Annotated in this window: 20 protein-coding genes, 1 tRNA gene and 2 pseudogenes; 16 read left to right on the top strand and 7 right to left on the bottom strand. The window is 63.5% G+C overall.

Annotated features, from left to right (window positions below; translation table 11 throughout):
- Positions 1–356 precede the first annotated feature (356 nt).
- Positions 357–2,192 (top strand): DNA helicase RecQ, encoded by a 1,836-nt coding sequence (gene recQ, locus NKH70_RS18935; protein WP_352721861.1) that lies wholly within the window; start codon positions 357–359, stop codon positions 2,190–2,192.
- A gap of 21 nt (positions 2,193–2,213) precedes the next feature.
- On the opposite strand, the gene NKH70_RS18930 is transcribed toward recQ, so the two are convergent.
- A complete protein-coding gene (locus NKH70_RS18930; protein ID WP_352909785.1) occupies positions 2,214–2,468 on the bottom strand; it encodes a hypothetical protein in 255 nt (84 codons plus the stop codon).
- A 174-nt stretch (positions 2,469–2,642) separates the two neighbouring features.
- A pseudogene (locus tag NKH70_RS18925) lies at positions 2,643–3,561 on the bottom strand (alpha/beta fold hydrolase).
- A 727-nt stretch (positions 3,562–4,288) separates the two neighbouring features.
- Between NKH70_RS18925 and NKH70_RS18920 the strand changes: the two are divergent.
- Together NKH70_RS18920 and NKH70_RS18915 are read left to right on the top strand one after the other, a co-directional pair.
- On the top strand, positions 4,289–4,882 hold the full coding sequence (locus NKH70_RS18920; protein WP_353025808.1) for a TetR/AcrR family transcriptional regulator: 594 nt from the start codon (positions 4,289–4,291) through the stop codon (positions 4,880–4,882).
- Between the two features lie 76 nt (positions 4,883–4,958).
- Positions 4,959–5,534 carry a DUF308 domain-containing protein gene (locus NKH70_RS18915; protein ID WP_352721867.1) on the top strand — a complete coding sequence of 192 codons (576 nt, stop codon included), beginning with the start codon at positions 4,959–4,961 and terminating at the stop codon, positions 5,532–5,534.
- A gap of 141 nt (positions 5,535–5,675) precedes the next feature.
- Here the strand turns inward: NKH70_RS18915 and NKH70_RS18910 are convergent, their stop codons facing one another.
- The 3 genes and pseudogenes from NKH70_RS18910 to NKH70_RS18900 all read right to left on the bottom strand — a co-directional run bounded on the left by NKH70_RS18910 (position 5,676) and on the right by NKH70_RS18900 (position 7,695).
- Positions 5,676–6,473: a DUF2182 domain-containing protein gene (locus NKH70_RS18910; RefSeq protein ID WP_352721868.1), complete on the bottom strand. Its 798-nt coding sequence runs from the start codon at positions 6,471–6,473 to the stop codon at positions 5,676–5,678.
- Between the two features lie 61 nt (positions 6,474–6,534).
- A pseudogene (locus NKH70_RS18905) lies at positions 6,535–7,173 on the bottom strand (DUF1326 domain-containing protein).
- A gap of 432 nt (positions 7,174–7,605) precedes the next feature.
- Positions 7,606–7,695: transfer RNA gene (locus tag NKH70_RS18900), tRNA-Ser, on the bottom strand.
- A gap of 338 nt (positions 7,696–8,033) precedes the next feature.
- Between NKH70_RS18900 and NKH70_RS18895 the strand changes: the two genes are divergently transcribed.
- The 3 genes from NKH70_RS18895 (at position 8,034) to NKH70_RS18885 (ending at position 9,814) form a co-directional block, all read left to right on the top strand.
- The gene (locus tag NKH70_RS18895) at positions 8,034–8,741 is read left to right on the top strand and encodes a 50S ribosomal protein L21 (protein WP_352909791.1); all 708 of its coding nucleotides are present in this window, start codon (positions 8,034–8,036) and stop codon (positions 8,739–8,741) included.
- Between the two features lie 98 nt (positions 8,742–8,839).
- Complete coding sequence (rpmA, locus tag NKH70_RS18890) at positions 8,840–9,109, top strand: 50S ribosomal protein L27 (RefSeq protein ID WP_023678077.1); 270 nt, start codon at positions 8,840–8,842, stop codon at positions 9,107–9,109.
- A gap of 117 nt (positions 9,110–9,226) precedes the next feature.
- Positions 9,227–9,814: a GNAT family N-acetyltransferase gene (locus NKH70_RS18885; protein WP_254820471.1), complete on the top strand. Its 588-nt coding sequence runs from the start codon at positions 9,227–9,229 to the stop codon at positions 9,812–9,814.
- Positions 9,815–9,986: 172 nt separating this feature from the next.
- Here the strand turns inward: NKH70_RS18885 and NKH70_RS18880 are convergent, their stop codons facing one another.
- The gene (locus NKH70_RS18880) at positions 9,987–10,856 is read right to left on the bottom strand and encodes an endonuclease/exonuclease/phosphatase family protein (RefSeq protein WP_352909794.1); all 870 of its coding nucleotides are present in this window, start codon (positions 10,854–10,856) and stop codon (positions 9,987–9,989) included.
- A 189-nt stretch (positions 10,857–11,045) separates the two neighbouring features.
- Between NKH70_RS18880 and obgE the strand changes: the two genes are divergently transcribed.
- From obgE to NKH70_RS18855, 5 genes are all read left to right on the top strand, one after another.
- Entirely contained in the window at positions 11,046–12,077 is a 1,032-nt protein-coding gene (obgE, locus tag NKH70_RS18875; protein ID WP_352909797.1) for a GTPase ObgE, read from the top strand.
- Between the two features lie 2 nt (positions 12,078–12,079).
- Positions 12,080–13,234: a glutamate 5-kinase gene (gene proB, locus NKH70_RS18870; protein ID WP_352909799.1), complete on the top strand. Its 1,155-nt coding sequence runs from the start codon at positions 12,080–12,082 to the stop codon at positions 13,232–13,234.
- A gap of 13 nt (positions 13,235–13,247) precedes the next feature.
- The gene (locus NKH70_RS18865) at positions 13,248–14,534 is read left to right on the top strand and encodes a glutamate-5-semialdehyde dehydrogenase (protein WP_353025805.1); all 1,287 of its coding nucleotides are present in this window, start codon (positions 13,248–13,250) and stop codon (positions 14,532–14,534) included.
- A 250-nt stretch (positions 14,535–14,784) separates the two neighbouring features.
- A complete protein-coding gene (locus NKH70_RS18860) occupies positions 14,785–15,372 on the top strand; it encodes a nicotinate-nucleotide adenylyltransferase (RefSeq protein WP_352910771.1) in 588 nt (195 codons plus the stop codon).
- 74 nt (positions 15,373–15,446) lie between these two features.
- Positions 15,447–16,736, top strand: coding sequence for an MFS transporter (locus NKH70_RS18855; protein WP_352714529.1), 1,290 nt, complete (start codon positions 15,447–15,449; stop codon positions 16,734–16,736).
- Between the two features lie 26 nt (positions 16,737–16,762).
- Here the strand turns inward: NKH70_RS18855 and NKH70_RS18850 are convergent, their stop codons facing one another.
- Positions 16,763–17,620 carry a mechanosensitive ion channel family protein gene (locus NKH70_RS18850; protein ID WP_352714527.1) on the bottom strand — a complete coding sequence of 286 codons (858 nt, stop codon included), beginning with the start codon at positions 17,618–17,620 and terminating at the stop codon, positions 16,763–16,765.
- 239 nt (positions 17,621–17,859) lie between these two features.
- Here NKH70_RS18850 and rsfS point away from each other — a divergent pair, with 239 nt between their 5' ends.
- The 5 genes from rsfS to NKH70_RS18825 all read left to right on the top strand — a co-directional run bounded on the left by rsfS (position 17,860) and on the right by NKH70_RS18825 (position 22,998).
- Positions 17,860–18,237, top strand: a complete 378-nt coding sequence (gene rsfS, locus NKH70_RS18845; RefSeq protein WP_023678068.1) for a ribosome silencing factor — start codon at positions 17,860–17,862, stop codon at positions 18,235–18,237.
- Between the two features lie 61 nt (positions 18,238–18,298).
- Positions 18,299–18,781 carry a 23S rRNA (pseudouridine(1915)-N(3))-methyltransferase RlmH gene (rlmH, locus tag NKH70_RS18840; protein WP_352714525.1) on the top strand — a complete coding sequence of 161 codons (483 nt, stop codon included), beginning with the start codon at positions 18,299–18,301 and terminating at the stop codon, positions 18,779–18,781.
- Between the two features lie 151 nt (positions 18,782–18,932).
- Positions 18,933–20,276, top strand: a complete 1,344-nt coding sequence (locus NKH70_RS18835; protein WP_352909806.1) for a murein hydrolase activator EnvC family protein — start codon at positions 18,933–18,935, stop codon at positions 20,274–20,276.
- The gene (locus tag NKH70_RS18830) at positions 20,277–21,602 is read left to right on the top strand and encodes a S41 family peptidase (protein ID WP_352978949.1); all 1,326 of its coding nucleotides are present in this window, start codon (positions 20,277–20,279) and stop codon (positions 21,600–21,602) included. It abuts the gene before it with no gap.
- Between the two features lie 199 nt (positions 21,603–21,801).
- Positions 21,802–22,998, top strand: coding sequence for a divergent polysaccharide deacetylase family protein (locus NKH70_RS18825; RefSeq protein ID WP_352909808.1), 1,197 nt, complete (start codon positions 21,802–21,804; stop codon positions 22,996–22,998).
- The last annotated feature ends 1 nt before the right edge of the window (position 22,999 follow it).

Here is a 22,999-nt window from a genome sequence, read left to right as displayed (position 1 = left end):
GGCCCGAAGATCAGGCAGCCGGTTCTCATAACGAAAAACCCGCGCCTCCGGAGAGACGCGGGCGTGTTGCCTGGGCGCTTGTGGCGCCGCGGTACTCAAAACATCACCGCAGAACCTGAACCTGCCGAATGATGGTGAAGATAGGATTAACCGCTCCGAGGCGGCGCGATATTCACAGTCAAGGCGAATAGGGGCTGGAACGGCGGTCCGATATCGGCCAATGAGAGAGAAGGTCGCTTCAGGCGGTGCCGAGGGCGGGACCAGAGGGGTCGATAAATGTTCGAATCTGCTGTCCAGGCAATCACCTGGCGATTCGCCGGGGAATTTCGGCAGGTCGTATCCCCGAAAGTTCTGTAATGCAGATTGCAGCGAGCATCCCGGCAGAGGATTCCAAGCGGCGCATTCTGAAGGATGTGTTCGGCTTCGATGACTTTCGTCTCGGCCAGGCGGCCGTGATGGAGGCGCTGCTGGCCGAGCGCCATGTGCTGGCTGTCATGCCGACCGGCGCCGGCAAATCGCTCTGCTACCAGGTCCCGGCGCTGGTCCTGGGCGGGCTCACCATTGTCGTTTCGCCGCTGGTGGCGCTGATGCAGGATCAGGTCGCCGCATTGCGCCTTGCCGGCGTGGCGGCCGATACGATCAATTCCTCACTCGACCGCGATGCCAATGTCGCTGCATGGCGCCGCGTCGCGGCAGGCCAGACGCGCCTGCTCTACCTTGCACCGGAGCGGCTCATGACGGTGCGAATGCTCGAGGCGTTGACCAAGCTCGATGTCCGGCTGATCGCCATCGACGAGGCACATTGCATCTCGCAATGGGGACCGGCGTTCCGGCGCGAATACGAAGAATTGTCACGGCTGCGCGGCATCTTCCCCGATGTGCCGATCATTGCGTTGACGGCGACGGCGGACGAGGCGACGCGCACCGACATTGCCGCGCAACTGTTCGACGGGCGCGTCGATACCGTGGTGCTCGGCTTCGACCGGCCGAACATCAAGCTAAGCATCGAGCCCAAGCAGGACAGCAAGCGCCAATTGCTAGGTTTCGTGCAGCGCCATGCGGGCCGCAGCGGAATCGTCTATTGCCTGTCGCGCAAAAAGACCGAAGAGATGGCGGCGTTCCTCGAGCGGAACGGCGTACGCGCGCTCGCCTATCATGCCGGCATGAGCAAGGACGCGCGTGAAGCGAATCAAAATGCTTTCATGACCTTGTCCGGCGTGGTGATGGTGGCGACCATCGCCTTCGGCATGGGGATCGACAAGCCGGATGTCGCCTATGTTTTCCACACCGACCTGCCGGGCAGCTTGGAGGCCTATTATCAGGAAATCGGGCGGGCGGGCCGCGACGGGCGGGCGGCCGAGGCACATATGCTCTTCGGTCTCGGCGATATACGCATGCGCCGGCTTTTCATCGAAGACGAGGATGCGCCGGCTGAGCACAAAAGGCGCGCGCATGGCCGGCTCGATACGCTGATCGGTTATTGCGAGACGACGCAGTGCCGCCGTCAGATCCTGCTTGGCTATTTCGGCGAAAGTGCTTCGCCTTGCGGCAATTGCGACAACTGCCTCGACCAGGCGCCGCATGCGGATGGCGAGGCGGAGGCGCGGATCATCCTGGCGGCGATCGCACAGACCGGCGAGCGCTTCGGCGCCGCCCATGTCGTCGATGTCCTGCTCGGCCATGAGACCGAGAAGGTCCTGGACAGGAACCACCACAGGCTTGCCAGCTTCGGCACCGGTGTGGTGCATAAAAAGAGTTTCTTGCTGTCGCTGCTCCGCCAACTCGTCGCGGGAGGGTTCCTGACATTGAACTCAGCCGGCCATGGCAGCCTCGCCATTGCCGAGAAGGGCCGTGCGCTGGCTCGGGGCGAGGCTTCATTCCGGTATCGCTTGGACGCGCGCCAGTCATCGCGAGGCAAGATACGTCCTGAGGATACCGCAGCAGGCACGGAAGGTCTGGATTCGGCGCTGCTGGCCGCGCTCAAGGCTGTACGGCTGCGTCTTGCCCGGGAACGCCAGGTGCCGGCCTTCGTGATCTTTTCGGATCGTACACTGATCGATATGGCTGAACGCTGCCCGCGCGATCTGGACGCCTTCGCCGCGGTCAACGGCGTCGGCGCCGCCAAGCTCAAGGATTTCGGCGAGATATTCCTCGGCGCGATCGCTGCGCATCAATCCGGTGTGGCGGGCTGAAGACCCACTTCAGTGACGCAATCAGCACCGGCTTCGTCTCGCCGCTGCAATCGCAGCCTCCTGCTGCCGCAAGCGCTCGATCTTCGCACTCTGGCGGGCAGCCACGGTCGAGGCGACACGCTGCCCTCCCAACAGCCAGCCCGGAATGTTGGTGTGGACGACTTTGCCGCGAGCAATGGCCGTTGCCGACATTTCGTCAGCGACCGCGCCCATCGCCACGTTAAGCTCGACGCAACTCATCTTGTCGTATTTCGCAGCACCAAAGGATGCCGGCAAAGGCGATGCGCAACTTCCGACAAACATCAGGCTGCATATCAGAGGCGCGGCCGTGGAGATCGCCTTCATTCCCTTATCAGGCACGTTGATGCCGGACGGGCGGATTTCCGGAGGGCTCTCGATCTCGGGCCGCGAAGCGCTCCCGAGGTTCCGCGTAACTGAAGCATGTGACCTCTACAATACTCTGTGCTGACCGTCCTGTTTGTCTTCGAAGAATTCCGAGAGAACCGCTGCGATCCTTTCGGGGTGCTCTTCCGGGAAAAAGTGCCCGCCTTGGACAGCGCGTCCTTCCACTCTGTCGGTCCATTTCCTCCAGATGGCCAGCGGCCCGCCTTCTTGCGCATACCAGTTCTCCAGGGCGCCTTCGCCACTCCATAGCGCCAGTAGCGGACACTCGATGCGACGACCGTTTGCCTGGTCCAGCGCGTCATGTTCACGATCGATCGTCGCAGCGGCGCGATACTCTTCGCAGATGGCATGAATATGCGCGGGATCGCGAAGCGCATCAACATAGGCGTTCCTGACCTCTTTGGAGACCATTTTCGCCGACGATCCCCATTGCGTTATTGCATCGTCGACGACGGCATCGGGAGCCGCGCCTATCAGACGTTCCGGCAGGGGCTCCGGCTGGGCAAGAAGGCTCCACGGCCAGAAGCCGAGAGCCAGTCTGGCATCCGCCCGATCCCATGTTGCGGCGGTGGGGATGATGTCGAGGACCGCGATTTTGAGGACTTTGTCGGGATGGTCGAGCGCCAGGCGATAGGCAAACCCGCCCGCCACGACCATGCCCGGCAACCATGAACCGCTCAAACCCCAGTTGCTTCATGGCTTGAACCATGTCGCCGGCCATGGCGCGTTTGGCGTATGGGCTATGATCGGCAGAGGAAACCGGGCATCCGCTTTGCCCATAGCCTCGAAGGTCGGCGGCGACCACCGTGAAGCGGGGCGCCAAGGCTGCGGCGACATCCCTCCACATCAGATGCGTTTCTGGAAAACCGTGAAGAAGCAGCAGCGGCGGACCGGTGCCACCGACCCTTGCGAAAATGGTCGTATCGTCCAGTCGCAAGCTGGTGGCTCTGAAACCTGCAAACACCGTCAGCCTCCTCGGGCGTCCTTAGACAAGCTCTCTAAGGGCGCTAACGGTCGCCTGAGGCGAAAACCCCGGTCGCGATGGCAAGGGTTCAAGCCGGCTAGTTGCTAGAATCGAAACCAGACCCAGGCGCGCCTGCGGAAGCACCGCCTGCGCCGATAGCCGTTTCGCCAGTAAACGCGACAGACCCTTCTCCAACCGCGCCGGCGGCGGCGACGCGGCCGGTGCCACCGGCGATGATAGACTGGTTGCAACTCTGCTTGAGTTTCGTCGTCGTCGAAGGTCTCGACATCCGGCGCCTCGAGTTCATCGAGAATGCCGCTTCTGGCAGTTGGAACGCCGGCCACTGCGTTGATTGGCCGAACTGTGCTTGCAAGGGCCGCAGCCCCGGCAATGCCAAACATTCCTGTCAAAAATAGTCGCCGATCCATGGAAACCTCCCGATCTTCAACCAGCGATAGAACAAGGCTAACGATGGGGAGATAGCGCAGTCGGTGCAAACGCCCAGAGCCGCGCGGCGATTAGCGGTGGTCCGGTCGGCCGGCGGGTGTTGCCTCGTCCTCGAAGTGGGATGGCTACCTCGATCGACAAACACCCGGAACTTTCTGAATGGATGGCGGGCCGAAAACAATGAAGATCGAATGACCGTCTACGCCATAGCCACCCAATTTCACGCTACTCGCGTCGCAAGGAGGCTTGACTGCCATCCTACCAGAAGGTAGGTAAGGGCATGGGCAACTTGTCTACCACCTCTGACGACATCCTGGCTTGTGCGCGTTCACTGATCGTCGCTGGCGGCTACAACGGTTTCAGTTATGCCGACATCGCTGATGTGGTCGGGATCCGTAAGGCGAGCATCCATCACCATTTCCCAAGCAAGGTCGATCTGGTCCGAACGCTGGTTGCGCGGTATCGGGAAGAAGCTGAAGCGAGGATGGCAAATGTCGAACTTCACGAATCCGATCCGCTCGAACAGTTGCGGATCTATGCCGGGTATTGGGAAGCCTGTATTGCGGACGCCAGCGCCCCGTTTTGTATCTGCGCGCTGTTGGCAAGCGAGCTCCCCGTGCTGCCCGAGGAAGTTGGCCTTGAGGTCCGGGCGCATTTCCGCTCCCTGTCGGCTTGGCTGACATCCGTGCTCGAGCGCGGCGCGCGGCACGGCCAATTTCAACTGATGAGTACCCCTCGTGCCGAGGCCGAAGCGTTCATGGCGACTGTTCACGGCGCGATGCTTTCGGCACGGGCCTATGGCGATCCGAAGATATTCGGCGTCGTGACAGGCTCGGCACTGGAGCGGCTCCGCGCCCCCAAGATACGGCCCTAGATCTCAAATAACCGTAATGCAATCGCTCTGCGACGTTCGTCGAGAGCCTCTACCTACTAGTCGAAAGGACGATCCAATGACGGTTCACAGTGGCGATCTTTCCCGCGCCAGCCAGGAACAATGGCTCAAGCTCTATTACTTCGCTCGGACGGCGTTCTCGGCTGTCTGGGTGGCGGCTGCCTTTACGGTGGGACAGAATTCCGGGGTGATCGCGGCGGTGTTGCTCGTGACTTATCCTGCATGGGATGCCCTCGCCAATTTTGTCGACGCATCGCGCAGCGGAGGATTGGGACGGAATCGCACGCAGACCATCAACGTCGTGGTCAGTGTGGCGACAACGCTTGCGGTCGTTGTTGCGCTGAAGATGAGCATGAATTGGGTGCTCGGGGTCTTCGGTCTATGGGCGATCCTGTCTGGCTTGCTTCAACTCGGCACCGCAGTCCGCCGTTGGAAGAGCTCTGGTGCGCAGTGGGCGATGGTCCTGAGCGGAGGGCAATCAGCACTGGCAGGCACGTTTTTCATCGCGCAGGCGCGGATGCCGATGCCGCCATCCATCACCAACGTGGCCGGCTATGCCGCAGTAGGCGCCCTCTACTTCCTGGTTTCGGCGGTTTGGCTGAGCGTGAGCCAATTGCGGCGGAAAGCTGCATAGCTCTTCATCTTGAGCCAGCACCGCGCCCGATCAGAGGTCTGTCAGCTGCTAGCATCGGTTCGCCAAACAGAACGACCCACCCTTACCCCTAAGGACTGAAAATGAGACCGATGTGTTTGGAATTTCACCACCCGGCTGGGGCTAGCCGCTCATCCAAGGCATCTCGATCGCGCCGAACGATACAGCGATCCCGAGGGCCATCAGCGCAATGCCCAAAGCAACTTCGAAGCGGCGGCCGCGCTGCAGCAGCTTCTCGACGAAGACGACCAGCGTCAACAGCAGCATCCAGGCGACGCTCAAGACGCCCACCGCGACCAGCACGGCAAACAGAGCCCAGCAGCAACCAAAGCAATAGAGTCCGTGCCGCAGCCCCATCTCGAGTGCGCCAACCCGCCCGTCGCGCCAATGCTGCGCAACGAAAGCGAGCGGCGAACGGCAATGGCTGAGGCAAATGTGCTTGAGGGTCGTGAATTGGTAGAGTCCGGCCACGCCAAGCGTCATACCGAGCGCGAGCGGCGCCCATTTCGAACGCTGAGGCGGATCGAGGCTCGACGCAAACTCGCTTCCTAGCTGGACCAGGACATACACAAGAAGGCCCGCCGCCGCCCAGACGAGCATGTAGCCGGCGACGAATATCCACGCCGGGATGGCGACGTGCTGTTCGCGCCTAGCCTGCGCCGCCGCGAACATAAAGATCATGGGCGCGGCCGCCGGCAGCATCATAGCAGCCATCATCACCGTCCATACAGCAAGAAAGGCGGCGGCGCCGGCGAGTGACCAACCGTCGGCGGCAATTCCGGCCGTCGCCATGCCGGCCATGCCTTCCATACCCTCCATCCCGCCGCGCACCGCAATGCCCATAGGCATATCCATGCTGAGGGTCAGCGCCCACGCCGCCGCTGTTAGCACGACGAGCGATGCGAGAAGGCCGAGCGGCATGCCACGCAAATTCCGGAGCCGCCACGATTTCCCGGGGAACGCGTCAGGCATCGGCACGTCCCTAGTTCGGGCCGGTCCAGTCGAACGGAATGTGTTTGCTCGAGCGGGCCGTGCCCGTCCAGTCGAGCCCGAAGCCTTTGGTGCTCACCTCGACCGAACGCCCCCAGGTGGCAACCTGGCCCGGGCCGACCTCCGAGCCCGGCGGGTTGATCGTCTGCACCCGCTTGCCGGGTGGTGTCGTGGGACCTGAAAGCGCTTCCGCATGCCCGACGACGAGGCCAGGAATCTCGACCCGCCAGGTGGCAAGGTCGCCCGCCACCTCGAAAGTGATCGGCACGAACTCCATGCCACGCATCTCGCCGATGTTGGCGGCAAAACCCGCCGGCCAGCCGCCAGCCTGCCCGCCGAAGATCGCCTGCAGGGCTTCACGTTGCCGCTCGTTCGCCTTCTCGTCGAGGTACATGCCCATCACGGCCTTTGCCTCGCCGGCCCATAGATTGCCTTCGAACTCGCCGAGCGCCACCAGCGACAGGCCGTCGAGCTTCACGTCGCCATACTGACCCTCGCGTACATGCTAGGCGAGCACGCCCTGGCAGTGATTGCCGGTCGGCCGCTGGGCGAACTCGCAAGGGCAAGGGATATCGCAGCTGCAGATGTCGAACCAGTCGCCTGCGAGCCGCCATTGAGGCACTGCATTCATGGCTCTTCCTCCCGGAATGTAGCGCCATTTATACGTCGAAGGCGGGGCGCACTCCAGCAGTTAGTGCATCGCTCGCTGATTTTGGTGGACTTGCCGCCCCAGACCGAAGTCACCGCGTTTTGATCAGCAACTGCTCGCAACAGAACCCAGCCGCCATCCAGTGCGACCACGGAGGTGGTTTCTTGCTCCGTTCCATGTGATCGATGAGGTCGTGGGTAGGTTCGCGACGGGTCGATCACCAAATACACGATCCGGCTGACACTCGCTTGACCCACACTGCGAACTGACAACCTTCCGCAACACCGCTCGGCTGCTTCGTCAACGATCTAGCGGGCCAAGGGTTAACGCCGGCTGCAATTGAGCTCCGCGGCTTCACGAGCATTTATGGCTGAGTTAGGCAGGCAAAAATCAAGAGAATGAAATTAGGATCACTGGCGGAGAGGGAGGGATTCGAACCCCCGATGGGCTTGCACCCATGCCGCATTTCGAGTGCGGTGCATTCGACCACTCTGCCACCTCTCCGCGGTCATGGTCCGCCGTTGCCGGCGCGGCGCACTAGATAACGGCTGGACAGGCAGGTTACAAGGGCCAATCTGCCCCGGCGCCGCAGGTTCCCGTTCGTGCTTTCTTCAAGGCTCCGGTAGCCGCTGTTCGATATTTGCCGGACTGGGCTCAACTCATTCGCCGCTTGCCCGCGGCGCTTGCCTTGACTCAAGCCGAACCTTCGGTTAGGGACAGCGCGCAATCGGCGTGGAGGGATCTTCCGCGCCGCTTGTTTTTTGAACCCGCAGACTGACAAAAAGACGGCCGAACCGCCTGAAGCGGTTCATCAAGGCCGACCGAACAGCGAAAGGCAAAAAATGTTCGCAGTCATCAAAACGGGCGGCAAGCAGTATCGCGTTGCCGCCAACGATCTCCTGAAGATCGAAAAACTCGAAGCCAATGTCGGCGACATCGTCGAAATCGGTAATGTGCTCGCGCATGGCGAGGGCGAGAACGTCACGTTCGGCGCGCCGTTCGTCGATGGTGCGATGGTCACCGCCGAAGTCGTCGAGCAGGGCAAGAACCGCACCGTCATCGCCTTCAAGAAGCGCCGCCGGCAGAATTCGCGCCGCAAGATCGGCCATCGCCAGCTTTTGACCACCGTCAGGATCGCCGAGATCCTGCTGGCTGGCGCCAAGCCAGCGAAGAAGGCCGCGGCCAAGACCGAAGCGAAGGCCGAGATTGCAGCCAAGACCGAGGCGAAGGCTGAAGCCGCGCCGAAGGCCGCAGCGAAGGCAGAGGCTGCGCCGAAGAAGGAAGCCAAGGCTGAGACGACCGAGGACAAGACTGCCGAAGCCGCCGCACCGTTGTTCAAGGCGCCGAAGGGCGAGCCGGACGATCTGACGGTGATCAAGGGCATTGGCCCGGTTGCCGCCGGCCAGCTCAACGAACAGGGCATCACCACCTTCGCCCAGATCGCCAAGCTGTCCGACAAGGATGTCGCCAAGATCGACGAGCACATGCCGTTCAGCGCCGACCAGATCAAGGACTGGCGCGAGCAGGCCAAGGAATTGGCGAAGAAGTAGAACGAACCGGCGCAATCGTCGCCGGATCGGACTTGAAACGGAACGCGAACGCGTTCATAAGATCGTTTAGGCGCCTCACGGCGCATCGGAGTAGTTAGATGGCACACAAGAAAGCTGGCGGATCGTCGCGCAATGGTCGCGACTCCCATTCCAAGCGGCTCGGCGTGAAGAAGTTCGGCGGCGAAGCCGTGATTCCGGGCAACATCATCATTCGTCAGCGCGGCACGACGTGGCATCCCGGCACCAATGTCGGCATTGGCACGGACCACACGCTGTTTGCGCTGGAAGCTGGCGCAGTCACCTTCAACAAAAAAGCCAATGGCCGAACCTACGTATCGGTGAACCCGATGACGAAGGCAGCGGAGTAGCCGGTTCCGCACGAGAACACCGGCACCCATCTCGGGACCGGTGTCTGGCCAAGCCAGGAAAAGGATCAGGGGAGATGGGTTTCCATCTCCCTTTTTTCTTGCCTGGAGGACTTTGACATGGTTGCCGAAGCGGAAGACTCAGACGACGAAAGTTACACGATAGATTGCCCGGTGCTCGCGACCGAGCGGCTGGTCATGCGTGCCCCGCGTGAAAGCGACATCGAGCAATTGGTGGCGCTCGCCGACAACCGCCATGTCGCGGAAATGCTGGCTCGCATGCCGCATCCCTATGGCGAGGCGGAGGCACGCGCTTTCCTGGCCATGACGGCATCGCGCCGGGCCGGAATTGCCTATGCGTTGACGCTGGCCGGCACCGAGACCTTCGTCGGCTGTGCCGGGCTCAACACCACGGATCGCGGGTTGGAGCTCGGCTACTGGATCGGCGAGCCGTACTGGAAACGCGGATACGCGACGGAAGCGGCGCACGCACTGGTCGACCTTGCGTTCCAGAGAACCACGATCCAGGTGCTGCACGCCTCGACGCGGGTGATCAATCCGGCCTCGCGCCGGGTCATCCACAAATGCGGCTTCCAGTATGCCGGCCAGGGCATGCTGAATTCGATCGTTGCCGGTCAGGTGCCGGTCGAGCGCTATCGCCTCGATCGCAAGACCTGGACCAGCCTGCGGAACTGGGTGCATTTCTGAGGCATGCCGATATTCAGGTGATGCCGGCCTGCAAATGGCGGCTTCCTGCGCTTCCGGTGCTCACGTACTTTAAGTACGCTCCGCTCCGGTTCTCGGAAGCCACCACTCTCGGCACGGTCTGACCTGAATCTCGACACACCTCGGCGCGAAAGATTGCGGACCAACGTTGACGTCACGCTATCTCGACCCAGACCGGCAAGTGGTCCGAACCGGCCGCTTGCCGGTCGACCCACAGGCGCCTCAGCGATTTGGCAAGCGAAGCGCTGGTGAAGATGTAGTCGATGCACTTGTGGCGGCTGGCATCGTCCGGCCGCTTGGGGTCGACCCAGGTGACGAGATCGGCGCCGGCAGCGCCGAGGCGCGCGGCGGCATCGACGGCGAGGTCGGCGGTCACCGGCATGCCGAATTCATGGTCAGGCTGGCCGGCGAGTTCGACATGTTCCGGCGATCCGGCCAGCATGTTGAAGTCGCCCATGACGACGAAGGCATCGGGACAAGGCAGCTCCGGCAAGCCGATCTCGGCGACGCCGGAGAGCCCGCCGCCCTCGAGCGGGTAGTTCAACAGGCGCAGGCGCAGAAAGCGGATCTGGCTCAGGCGTTCGACCGGGCTGCGATGGTCGAGATGGGTGGAATAGAAGCGGACGAAGCCAAGCGGTGTTTCGATCAGCGCCTCCAGCGCGCCGCGCTGGAAGTTCATCGCCTCGAAACTGCGGCTGCGCGGCAAAAGGAGATTGCGCGACAGGTGGATCGGCGTTCTCGACAGCACCATGTTGCCGAGCTGGAAGGTGGTCGTGATGGCGCGGCCGTTCTCCACGTGCGAGCCGGCGTCGGCCTCGAAATTACTGCCGTAGACTGAGAAGTATTCGGACAGCGCCTCGCCGAGCTCGGCCACCATGTCGCGGCCGCCATTCTTCGGGTTGGCGCGGGTGACCTCCTGCAGCGCGATCACGTCGGCGCCGCGCACGGCATCGGCGATACGGCCGACATCATAGCGGCCGTCGAGACCGACGCCGTAGTGGATATTGTAAGTTACCAGCTTCATTCCGACATCTCGCGCTTGGAAAGCCGAAGATCGATTTTCGGCAAGGGTCAACCAAATGCTACGCGTCAACCAAATGCTACGCGTCCAGAGATACGCGCGACGTTACAGTAGCAAAAACGGCCCTCGCCCTTTGACCCGCCTTGGTTTAGAGCAATCCCGCAAAGCCAATAGCAGAAACCATACAATCCGATGAAATTTCTCGATCAAGCCAAGGTCTACATCCGCTCCGGCGACGGCGGCGCCGGTTCGGTGTCGTTCCGGCGCGAAAAGTTCATCGAGTTCGGCGGCCCGGACGGCGGCGATGGCGGCCGCGGCGGCGATGTCTGGGTCGAGGCGGTCGATGGGCTGAACACGCTGATCGACTATCGCTACCAGCAGCATTTCAAGGCCAAGACCGGGACGCACGGCATGGGCCGCAACATGACCGGTGCCAAGGGTGCCGACGTGATGCTGAAAGTGCCAGCCGGAACACAGGTCTTTGCCGAGGACAATGAGACACTGATCTGCGATCTGACGGTCGTCGGCCAGCGCTTCCTGTTGGCCAAGGGCGGCAATGGCGGCTTCGGCAACCAGCATTTCAAGACCTCGACCAACCAGGCGCCGCGCCGCGCCAATCCCGGACTGCCGGGCGAAGAGCTTAATATCTGGCTCAGGCTGAAGCTGATCGCCGATGCCGGCCTGGTCGGGCTGCCCAATGCCGGCAAGTCGACCTTTCTGGCGGCGGTCACCGCGGCCAAGCCAAAGATCGCCGACTATCCCTTCACCACGCTGCATCCGGGCCTTGGCGTGGCCCGCATAGACGGTCGTGAATTCGTCATCGCCGACATTCCCGGCCTGATCGAAGGCGCGCATGAAGGTGTCGGCATCGGCGACCGCTTCCTCGGCCATGTCGAACGCACGCGCGTCCTTCTGCATCTTGTCTCGGCGCAGGAAGAAAATCCGGCCAAGGCCTACAAGACCGTGCGCGCCGAGCTCGAAGCCTACGGCAACGGGCTGACCGACAAGGTCGAAATCGTCGCGCTTTCCCAGGTCGACATACTCGATGCCGACGCACGCAAGAAAAAGACCGCCTCGCTGAAACGCGCCGCTGGCCGCGCGCCGATGCTGCTTTCGGCGGTCACCGGCGAAGGCGTCGAAGCGGTGTTGCGCGCGCTGATGTCTGTGGTGGCCGATGCGCGCGAGGCTGTCGCTGCGCCGGTCGAGACGCGCTGGAACACGTAGCCATGGCCGCGCAATCGCTGAAAAATTATCGGCGCATTGCCGTCAAGATCGGCTCGGCGCTGCTTGTCGACCGCACGACGGGCCTGAAGCGCGACTGGCTGGCCTCGCTTGCCGACGACATCGCCGTGCTGGCCAATGGCGGCGCCGAAATTCTCGTCGTGTCTTCCGGGGCGATTGCACTCGGCCGCACCATCCTCGGCCTCGGCAAGCGAGCGCTGAAGCTCGAGGAGAGCCAGGCCGCTGCTGCCGTCGGGCAGATCGCATTGGCCGGCGGCTGGTCGGATGCGCTCGGCAAGTATGGTTTGAAATCGGGCCAGATCCTGTTGACCCTCGGCGACACCGAAGAGCGCCGCCGCTACCTGAATGCGCGCGCGACGATCTCGACGCTGCTCAAGATGAAGGCAGTGCCGGTCATCAACGAGAACGACACGGTGGCGACGTCGGAAATCCGCTATGGCGACAACGACCGGCTGGCGGCGCGTGTCGCCACCATGATGGGCGCCGATCTTTTGGTGCTGCTTTCCGACATTGACGGGCTCTACACGGCACCGCCAGCGCGCGATCTGCAAGCCCGGTTCATTCCGGTCGTCGACCGCATCACCCCCGATATCGAGGCGATGGCGGGTGCTGCCGCTTCGGAATTATCTCGCGGCGGCATGCGCACCAAGCTCGACGCCGGCAAGATCGCCACCGCCGCCGGCACCGCCATGATCATCACATCGGGCACGCGGCTGTCGCCGCTGCTGGCAATCGAGCGCGGCGAGCGCGCCACGTTCTTCCGGCCGAGCGCCAATCCGGTCAAGGGCTATAAGACCTGGATCGCCGGGCAGCTCGAACCGGCGGGGCGGCTGACCGTCGACGCCGGCGCCATCGGCGCGCTGCTCTCCGGCAAGTCGCTGCTGCCGGCCGGCGTCAAACTGGTCAGCGGCAATTTTGCGCGTGGCGACACGGTGGCGATCCTGTCGCCCGAGGGCCGCGAGATAGCGCGCGGACTGGTTGCCTATGATGCCGCCGATGCCGTAAGGATCGCTGGCCTAAGGACGACCGAGATCGAAACCGTGCTCGGCTACGAGGCGCGTTCGGCGATGATCCACCGCGATGACCTTGTGGTGAGCCATGCCGGTGGCGAGCAAATAGTCGGTGACCGGCTTACATAGCGGAGGATGAGCCATGCTGACGCTGCATGAAAAATCCCGGGATGATACCGTGGCGCTGATGGCCGATATCGGCCGCCGCGCGCGTGCCGCAGCCCGACCGCTGGCCATAGCTGCGGCCGAGCGCAAGCACACGGCGCTGCTCGGCATGGCTCAGGCGATCCTTCGACATGAGCAGGATATCCTCGACGCCAATGCCATCGACATCAGAAATGGCGAGGAGGCTGGCCTATCGGCAGCGTCGATGGATCGGCTGAAGCTCGATCCCGCTCGCATCCGCGCCATGGCAGACGGCATCAGCGAGATCGCCGGGTTACGCGATCCGGTCGGCGATGTCATTGCCGCATGGGAGCGGCCGAACGGGTTGCATATCGAACGGGTGCGCACGCCACTCGGCGTCGTCGGCGTCATCTATGAGAGCCGGCCGAACGTGACCGCCGATGCCGGTGCGCTCTGCCTCAAGGCGGGCAATCCGGTGATCCTGCGCGGCGGCTCGGATTCGGTGAATTCTTCCGCGGCAATCCATGCCTGCCTGGTCGAGGGGCTCAAGGCAGCCGGGCTGCCGGAGGATGCCATACAATTGGTGCCGACCACCGATCGCGCCGCCGTCGGCGAAATGCTGAAAGGGCTTTCCGGCAATCTCGAGGTCATCATTCCGCGCGGCGGCCGCAGCCTGGTCGAGCGTGTGCAAAACGAGGCACGGGTGCCGGTCTTCGCGCATCTCGAGGGCATCTGCCATCTCTATATCGACCGATCGGCTGATCTCGACATGGCGGTCAAGATCGCGGTCAATGCCAAGATGCGGCGCACCGGGGTGTGCGGTGCTGCCGAGACGCTGCTGGTCGACCGTGCCGTCGCCGGCACGCACCTGGTGCCGATCCTCGAGGCCCTACGGGCGGCAGGCTGCGAGATCCATGCCGATGCCGGGGTGCTGAGGCTTTATGCCGATGCCCAGCCGGCGACCGATGCAGACTGGGTGACCGAATATCTCGACGCCATCATTGCGGTGAAGCTGGTCGACGGCATTGGCGGCGCCATCGAGCATATCGAGACGTTTTCCTCGCATCACACCGAGGCGATCATCGCCGAGGATGCAAAGGCCGTCGAACGGTTCTTCAACGAGATCGATTCGGCGATCCTTCTGCACAACGCCTCGACCCAGTTTGCCGATGGCGGCGAGTTCGGCATGGGCGCCGAAATCGGCATCGCCACCGGCAAGATGCATGCACGCGGGCCGGTCGGCGTCGAACAACTGACGTCCTTCAAATATCGCGTAGGCGGGTCGGGACAGGTGAGGCCTTGAATCCGTTCGCAGTCAGAGCCTGAGAGGCGTGCGCCCAGCCACCCCCCTCTGTCCTGCCGGACATCCCCCCCGCAAGGGGGGAGATCGGATGTCGCATATACTTTCGCCAATTTTCGATGTCGCACTAAGGGCGCCAGGGATGAAGCTGACAATCTCCCCCCTTGAGGGGGAGATGCCCGGCAGGGCAGAGGGGGGTGCCTGACGCATGCTTGCCTTGTCCGAACATGCGATATCCTCTCATTACCTCAAGATGCCGCATGCCGGGAAAGGCGTGGCGGTCGGGCTGTTTGGCGGTTCGTTCAACCCGCCGCATGCCGGCCATGCGCTGGTCGCCGAGATCGCGCTCAGACGCCTTGCGCTCGACCAGCTGTGGTGGATGGTGACGCCCGGCAATCCGCTCAAGAATGCCGGAGACCTGGCGCCGCTGGCCGAGCGGCTGCAGCTATCCGAAAAGATCGCGAAGAACCCGAAGATCAAGGTCACCGCATTCGAGGCGGCCCACCGCGTCCGCTTCACCGCCGACACGCTGGCGCTGGTCAAGGCGCGTAACCCGGGCGTCGATTTCGTCTGGATCATGGGGGCCGACTCGCTTCGCGACTTCCACCGCTGGCAGCGCTGGCGCCGCATCGTCATGACGTTCCCGATCGCGGTGGTCGACCGGCCAGGCGCGACGCTGTCGTTCCTGTCGTCGGTGGTCGCCAAGACCTTCGACTATGCCCGCGTCGACGAAGGCGACGCACCGCGGCTCGCCCGCATGACGGCGCCGGCCTGGACCTTCATTCACGGCCCGCGTTCGTCGCTGTCGTCGAGCGCGATCCGCAAGGTGGGAAAGGGCTGAGCCAACACGGAAGGCAAGACCGGTGATGTCGCTTTTGCCGCTGCCTTGATCTGCTTGATGGGCGATCCTCGGTAATGACGATTCTCGAGCGCGACCAGGACAAGAACGGTCTAGGGCAGCCGGCGCCGTCGATCGCCATTGCCAGCATCCTCTTGTCGATGGCGCTGATCGCCGTCGGCAATGGGCTGATGTTCGCCTATATCCCAGTTCGGCTCGGCGCCGAGGGCTTCGATCCGACATGGGCGGGGCTGATCGTCACCGGCCTTTCGGCTGGCGGCCTCGCCGGCTGTATCCTGACCGGGCCGCTGGTGCGGCGTGTCGGCCATGCCCGCGTGTTCATGGTGCTGTCGGCACTGATCGTGCTGTCCAACGCCGCGGTCGGCGCCGGGCCGCACCCATTGCCATGGATCGCTGCACGGGCGCTCTACGGCTTTGCCATATGCGGCCTGTTCATCGTCGCGCAGAGCTGGCTGAACGATGTCGTTGCCAACGCCATCCGCGGCCGGGTCATGGCTATCTTCTACGTTGCCTATGTCGCCGGGCTCGGCGTCGGCTACTCGACACTGGCGTTGATCGATATCCGCGCGGCTGACGCGCCGCTGATCGGGATTGCCTTCACCGCGCTGTCGATCCTTCCCGTCGGGCTGACGCGGCTCGCGCAGCCGCCGGCGCCGCAAGCGGCGTCGGTGGCGCTCGGCAGGGCCTGGCGGATCTCACCGGTCGGCGTTGCCGGCATGCTTGCCGTCGGTGGCCTGTCGATGACCATTTCGGGTTTTGCGCCAATCCATGCCACCGCCAAGGGCTACAGCCAGGCCGACGTCGCCTTGCTGCTTTCGGCAATGCCGGTCGGCACGCTGATCCTGCAGATCCCGCTCGGCTGGATTTCCGACCGCACCGACCGGCGCTTTGTGCTGATCGCGGCGTCGGCGCTTGCCGCCGCGGCGGGCCTGTTTGCCCTCGGTTTCGACGGTGGCGCGCTGGCGGCGCTGCTCGTCATCTACGTGGTCTGGGACGGCGCCTCGGAATCGATCTACTCTCTGGCCAGCGCCCATGCCGGCGACCGCGCCGGCAAGGACGACATGGTGGCGTTGTCGAGCTCGCTTTTGTTTGCCTGGTCGCTATCCGGCTTCGTCGTGCCCGGCATTGTGACCGGGCTTTCCGCCATCTACGGCACGCAAGCCTTCATCTATGTGGCGATCGTCATTGCCGCCGCCTATTGCCTGTTCGTTCTCTGGCGCGTCGTCGTGGTGCGGCCGGTGCCCGCCACCGAGACCGGCAGTTTCGCGCCAATGACGGCGCAGGCGCCGTTGCCTGTCGATCTCGCCTTCGCGCCCGAAGATCAGCGCCGGCGCGAAGGACTTTGAACACCCTCCAGCTGGTTTCAAATGCTCTATTGCCGCGTGGCTGAGGCATCCGGCTGAGGCGCCTGCGGCGCCGGCGCTGGTATTGAAAGGCCTTCGGCATCGAATGCCTGCTTGACGCTCTTAGTGAGGTCGATCTGGGCGACGAAGAAATCGGCGGCCGCCGTCCAGTAGCGCAAGGTGATGGCGACGGTGCTGTCGCCGACGGTCGCGACAAAGGCGATCGGCGCCGGCTGCCGCCTGACGCGCCGGTCGGCGGCGGCGACGCCAAGCATGGTCTTTTGCGCGAAATCGATGTCGTTCCACGAGCCGATGTTGAGCGTGATGTCGCCGCGGCGCACGCCGTTGCGGGTGAAATTGCGGACCGGCTGGTTCCACAGGGTCGAGTTGGGTGCAAGCACGTAGACGCCTTCGACCGTCCTCAGCGTTGTGGCAAACAGCCCGATCTCCTCGACGGTACCGGATATGGCGCCGACTTCGACATATTCGCCGATGCGGAACGGCCGCAGCGCCAGGAGCATGATACCGGCGGCAATGTTCTGCAGCGTGCCTTGCAGCGCCAGGCCGATGGCCAGGCCGGCGGCACCGATAGCGGCAATGATCGAAGCCGTCTGCACGCCGAACTGGCCGAGAACCATGATCACGACAAGCCCCAGGATGGCGTAGCGGACGACCTGCGAGAAGAAATGGCGGAGCGTTTCGTCGAAGCCGTGAACGTGGCCGAGGCCGGCATAGATCGAACGCTCGGCGAGGCCGGCGACGATGTAGCCGATGACCAGCAGGATGACGGCGCCGACCGCCGAAAGCGAGTAGGAAACGATCAGCATGCTGAGCTGCGCAAGGCCGGATTGCACGGTGAGGAGAGCGTTCTGGGGATCGATTGGCATGTCGGGATTCCGGTTCGTGGATGAGCCGATAACCGCTGCGGGGCGAGGCGGTTCCGAATTTCTGGCCCGAAAAGCCGGATATTCGGCCGCTGCCGGGCGCCTGCTTGCGAGCGGTGTCTTGAAACTGCAACCTAACTCTGCCTATCTAAGCAGTGTCACCTGATTTCAGAGGTGATTTGGTTGTTCTTGCTGCGAAAGGAAATACACTGAGAACAGCACTGCGGAAGAAGGCCGACATCGTGCCTTCGCCGGCCGGGATCAGCGTAAACGACGCCGTGTCCCGCGCCATCAAGACAGTCCTTGCCAGTCTGGAAGACTCCAAGGCCGAAAACATCGTCTCAATCGACATCCAGGGAAAATCGAGCCTCGGCGACTACATGGTCGTTGCATCGGGCCGATCGCACCGTCATGTCTCGGCTGTCGCCGATCATCTCCTCAAGGCGCTCAAGGATGCCGGGCTCGGCACGGCGCGCGTCGAGGGGCTGGCTGGCGCCGACTGGGTCCTGATCGATTCGGGCGACATCATCGTCCATGTCTTCCGCCCCGAGGTCCGCGACTTCTACAATCTCGAAAAGATGTGGCAGGCGCCTGATCTCGAGGAGGAGACCCTCCACTGAGCCGTATTCGTCTTGATGCATGTCGTTGTCCGACATGCATCAGCGGCTCTTCGAGGCAGGGATGAAGATTACCGTTCATGCCGTGGGCCGAATGAAAGCCGGCCCCGAGAAGCAGTTGGCCGACCGCTATTTCGAGCGTTTTGCCAAGAGCGGCCCTGCCGTAGGCCTCGAATTCGCCGGGATCGTCGAGATTTCCGAAGGCCGCGCGCAGACGGCCAATGAGCGCCGGCGCGAGGAAGGCCAGAAGCTGCAGACGCACTTGCAACCGGGCACGGCGCTGATGCTGCTGGATGAGCGCGGCAAGAACCTTTCCTCCGAGGATTTCGCCGGCCGCATGGGCTCGCTGCGCGATGGCGGGCGCAAGGCGCTGGTGATCGCCATTGGCGGCGCCGACGGCCATGACCAGTCGCTGCGCGACCTGGCTGATCTGACGGTGTCGCTCGGCGCACAGACCTGGCCGCATCAACTGGTCCGCGTGATGCTGGGCGAGCAGCTTTACAGGGCGGCCACGATCCTTTCCGGCCACCCCTACCATCGTTCATGAAGTCGACTCGGTCGGCGAATTGACGCCAGTCGCCCGGATTTTTGCCCCAATGCTCATCGACAGTTTGGGCTCACGGGGTTTGCGGATGGCGGCCGGGGCTCGAACATGGTTGATGGTTCGTTAACGAAGCCGCGCATAGAGTTAGGCTTCAATGTCTGAAGACTGGAAATCACGAACGGGCTCCTGGCGCGTGCGCTGCGGCATCGCCGTGGCGACGATCGCGCTTTCGCTCGGCGTCGCGCGGGCCGAGAACACGCTCGACCTGGCGCCCGACCCGGACCAGAGCCGCGCCGAATACGAAAAAGTATCGAAAGAGATCACGCTGTCGTCCGAGCGGCTGGCCAAGCTCGCCGCCGACATAGCGGCGGTCAAGAAGGACCACGCCTCGATCACAGCCGCGCTGATCCAGTCGGCGATGACCGAGCAGAAGCTCGGCCAGGACATCGAGGACATTGGCGGCAAGCTCGAGGGGCTGAAGGCGCAGGAGCAGAAGATCCGCGCCTCACTGGCGGCTAGACGCGATGTTCTGGCCGAAGTGCTCGGCGCTCTGCAGCGCATGGGGCTTAACCCGCCGCCGGCGATCCTGGTCAAGCCGGAGGACGCATTGTCGTCGGTGCGCAGCGCCATCCTGCTCGGTGCCGTGGTGCCGGAACTGCGCCAGCAGACCGACATGTTGCTGGCCGACCTCAAAGAGCAGTCGCGGGTGACGGGCTCGATCGAGGCCGAGCGGGCGCGGCTGACGGCAGCGGTCGGCGAGCAGGCGGCGGAAAAAAAGCGGCTCGGCATGCTGCTCGAAGCCAAGCAGAAGCTCGCCGCCGATACGCAAACCGCGCTGGCCGCCGAAAAGCAGCGGTCCGCGACGCTGGCGGCCAAGGCCGGCAGCCTGAAAGAACTGATCGCCTCGCTCGAGGCCGATAGGGCCCGCAAGGCGGCGGATGCGGCCAAGGCAGCCGAGCAAAAGACGGCGGACGCCGACAAGGGCCCGGCATCAACCCCGGCCCCGACGGAATTGGCCTCGCTGCCGGTGCCGGAGAGCAACAGGCTCACCGCTGCCGCGCCGTTTTCCGCGCTTCAAGGGCAGATCGCGCTGCCGGTCACCGGCAGGATCAAGCGGCGCTTCGGCGCCAACGACGGTAACGGCGCGGTGATGCTCGGTGACATGGTTGCGACACAATCGGGAGCCATCGTCACAGCGCCGGCGGATGGAAATGTGCTTTATGCGGGGCCTTTCCGCTCTTACGGTCAACTCTTGATCCTGAATGCGGGTGACGGCTATCATGTCGTCCTGGCGGGGATGAGCAGAATCAGCGTCGCGTCTGGCCAGTCGGTGCTCGCAGGAGAGCCGGTCGGCGCGATGGGAGAGGCCCGGGTGGCGAGCACCTCGGCATCGAAGAATGGAAATGCCACGCCGGAGCTCTATGTCGAGTTCCGCAAGGATGGAAAACCCGTCGATCCGGCCCCATGGTGGGCGGACCGTTTTTCTGGAAGGACGTGAATGATGCGGAAACTGTCGCTTCTGTTTGCCGGTGCGCTGATGGGTGCATCGGCGATGAGCCTGGTCTATGGCGCGCCCGGCTCGACGGCGAAGGCTGCGGGCTCCGAGACCTATAAGCAACTGGCGATCTTCGGCGATATCTTCGAACGGGTGCGGGCGAATTATGTGACGCCGCCCGACGACAAGTCGCTGGTTGAAAATGCCATTAACGGCATGCTGTCCTCGCTCGACCCGCACTCCTCCTACATGAACGCCGAAGAAGCGCAGGACATGCGCGTGCAAACCAAGGGCGAGTTCGGCGGCCTCGGCATCGAGGTCACCATGGAAAACGATCTGGTCAAGGTGATCACGCCGATTGACGATACGCCGGCCGCCAAGGCTGGTGTACTCGCCGGCGACTATATCGCCAAGATCGACGGCGAGGAGGTCCGCGGCCTGACGCTCAACGACGCCGTCGAGAAGATGCGCGGGCTGGTCAACACGCCGATCAAGCTCACTATCCTGCGCCAGGGCGCCGACAAGCCGATCGAACTGACGGTGGTGCGCGACATCATCAAGGTCAAGGCGGTCAAGTTCCGGGTCGAAAACGACATCGGATACATGAAGATCACCTCCTTTACCGAAAAGACCTATGACGATCTCGAGAATGCCATCGACACCATCAAGAAGCAGGTGCCGAACGACAAGCTCAAGGGCTATGTGCTCGACCTGCGCCTCAATCCGGGCGGTTTGCTCGACCAGGCGGTGAGCGTTTCGGATGCCTTCCTCGACCGTGGCGAGATCGTCTCGACGCGCGGCCGCGATCCGAAGGACGTCAGCCGCTTCGACGCGCGCGCCGGCGATGACATCGGCGGCAAGCCGCTGATCGTGCTCGTCAATGGCGGCTCGGCCAGTGCATCGGAAATCGTTGCCGGCGCGCTGCAGGATCTGCGCCGCGCCACGGTGGTCGGCACGCAATCCTTCGGCAAGGGTTCAGTGCAGACCATCATCCCACTTGGTGAGAACGGGGCGCTGCGGTTGACGACGGCGCTCTATTACACGCCGTCCGGCAAGTCGATCCAGGGCAAGGGTATCACGCCCGACATCAAGGTCGACCAACCGCTGCCGGCGGAACTGCAGGGCAGGGACCTGACGCGCGGCGAATCCGACCTCAAGGGCCACATCAAGGGCGCCGACGAAGGCACGACCGGTTCGGGTTCGGCAGCCTATGTGCCGCCGGAACCGAAGGACGATTTGCAGCTCATCTATGCCGAGCAGCTGCTGCGCGGCCAGAAGACGGATCCGGCGTTCCCGCCGAATCCGCAAAAGGCCGTGTTGAACCAGTAAGGGCGGCAAGCCGGGCCAAACAGGTCTGGCTGCCTGAGCGAAGCGATGCGATGCTGCCGGGGCCGCGAGGCTCCGGCAGTTTGATTCGGGGCTGCGGCCGGCATGCTGCGCGTCAGTGAAGCAAGGGGACGCGCCGACATTTTGGATTTTGCGCCTCCGGAGAAGGTTTACTTCGGGGATGCACGCCGGGGGTGCGGGCTTGGCTGATATCGGCAAGGACATAGAACGACCTCTCGGACAGGCGATCCGGCCGCCGCGCTCAGGCAGCGGGATCAGCGCCGGTGCGGTCGCGGCCGCGCTTGTCGTGCTGTCCGTGGTCGGCGTTTCCAGCGCGATCGCTTTGCGCGACAAGCCATTCCGCAAGCCGCAAGAAGTCGCCGTTTCGGCGCCGAAGATGCCGGCAGCGGCCGAAACCGCCGCGGCGCCGGCCAAGGCGACGCCCGCAACGGAAGCGCCAAGCAACGCAAGCGAACAAACGACAAGCGGGAAGACGGGCGGTCCGCAGATCATCCATGTCCAGACCGAAGAGGGCGACGGTCCGCCCAATGCGGCCATCGTCATCCGCGACCCTTCGACGATCGGCCAGAACCTCAGGATCGCGCACATTCCCGACAAGGCGCTGATCGAGGCCAGCGAAACCGGTTTGTTGCCGATCCGCGCCGCCGACGGCCGGCGCCCGTTCGATGTCTATGCGCGGCCGTGGTCGGGCGCACGCGGTGCACGCGTGGCCCTCGTCATCGGCGGGCTTGCCGTGTCGCAGACCGGCACGCAGGCAGCCATCGCCAAGCTGCCGGCGGAAGTGACGCTGGCCTTCGCGCCGCAAGGCAACAGCATTGGCCGCTGGATGCAGATGGCGCGGCAGAGCGGCCATGAGGTCATCATGCAGGTGCCGCTCGAGCCGTTCGACTATCCGAACGTCAATCCCGGCCGCAACACGCTGACCGTGGCTGCGACGCCGGACGAGAATTTGAAGAATCTACGCTGGGCGCTGTCGCGAACGACCAACTACACCGGCGTCATGAACTATATGGGCGCCCGCTTTTCAGCGGACGCGACGGCGATGGGGCCATTGATGGCCGAGCTTGGCAAGCGTGGTCTCGCCTATGTCGATGACGGTTCCTCGGCGCGCAGCTTGGCACCCGAACTGGCACTGAAGGACGGCGTGCCGTTCGTCGGCGGCGATACGGCGATCGACGCGGTGCAGGACCGCGGCGCCATTTTGAAGAAACTGGATGGGCTGGAAGCGACGGCGCGAGCGAAAGGCTTTGCCGTCGGCATCGGCTCGGCCTTCGACCTGACGGTGGATACCGTGTCTTCCTGGGTGACCGAGGCCAAGAAGCGCGGCATCGAGATCGTGCCGGTTTCGGCGGTGGCGATAGATCCGGAAAAAGGCTGAG

Origin of the sequence: Mesorhizobium sp. M0991, from assembly GCF_040318915.1 — a bacterium.
In the GTDB taxonomy this organism is placed as follows: domain Bacteria; phylum Pseudomonadota; class Alphaproteobacteria; order Rhizobiales; family Rhizobiaceae; genus Mesorhizobium.
This window is presented reverse-complemented; position numbering and strand designations above follow the sequence as displayed.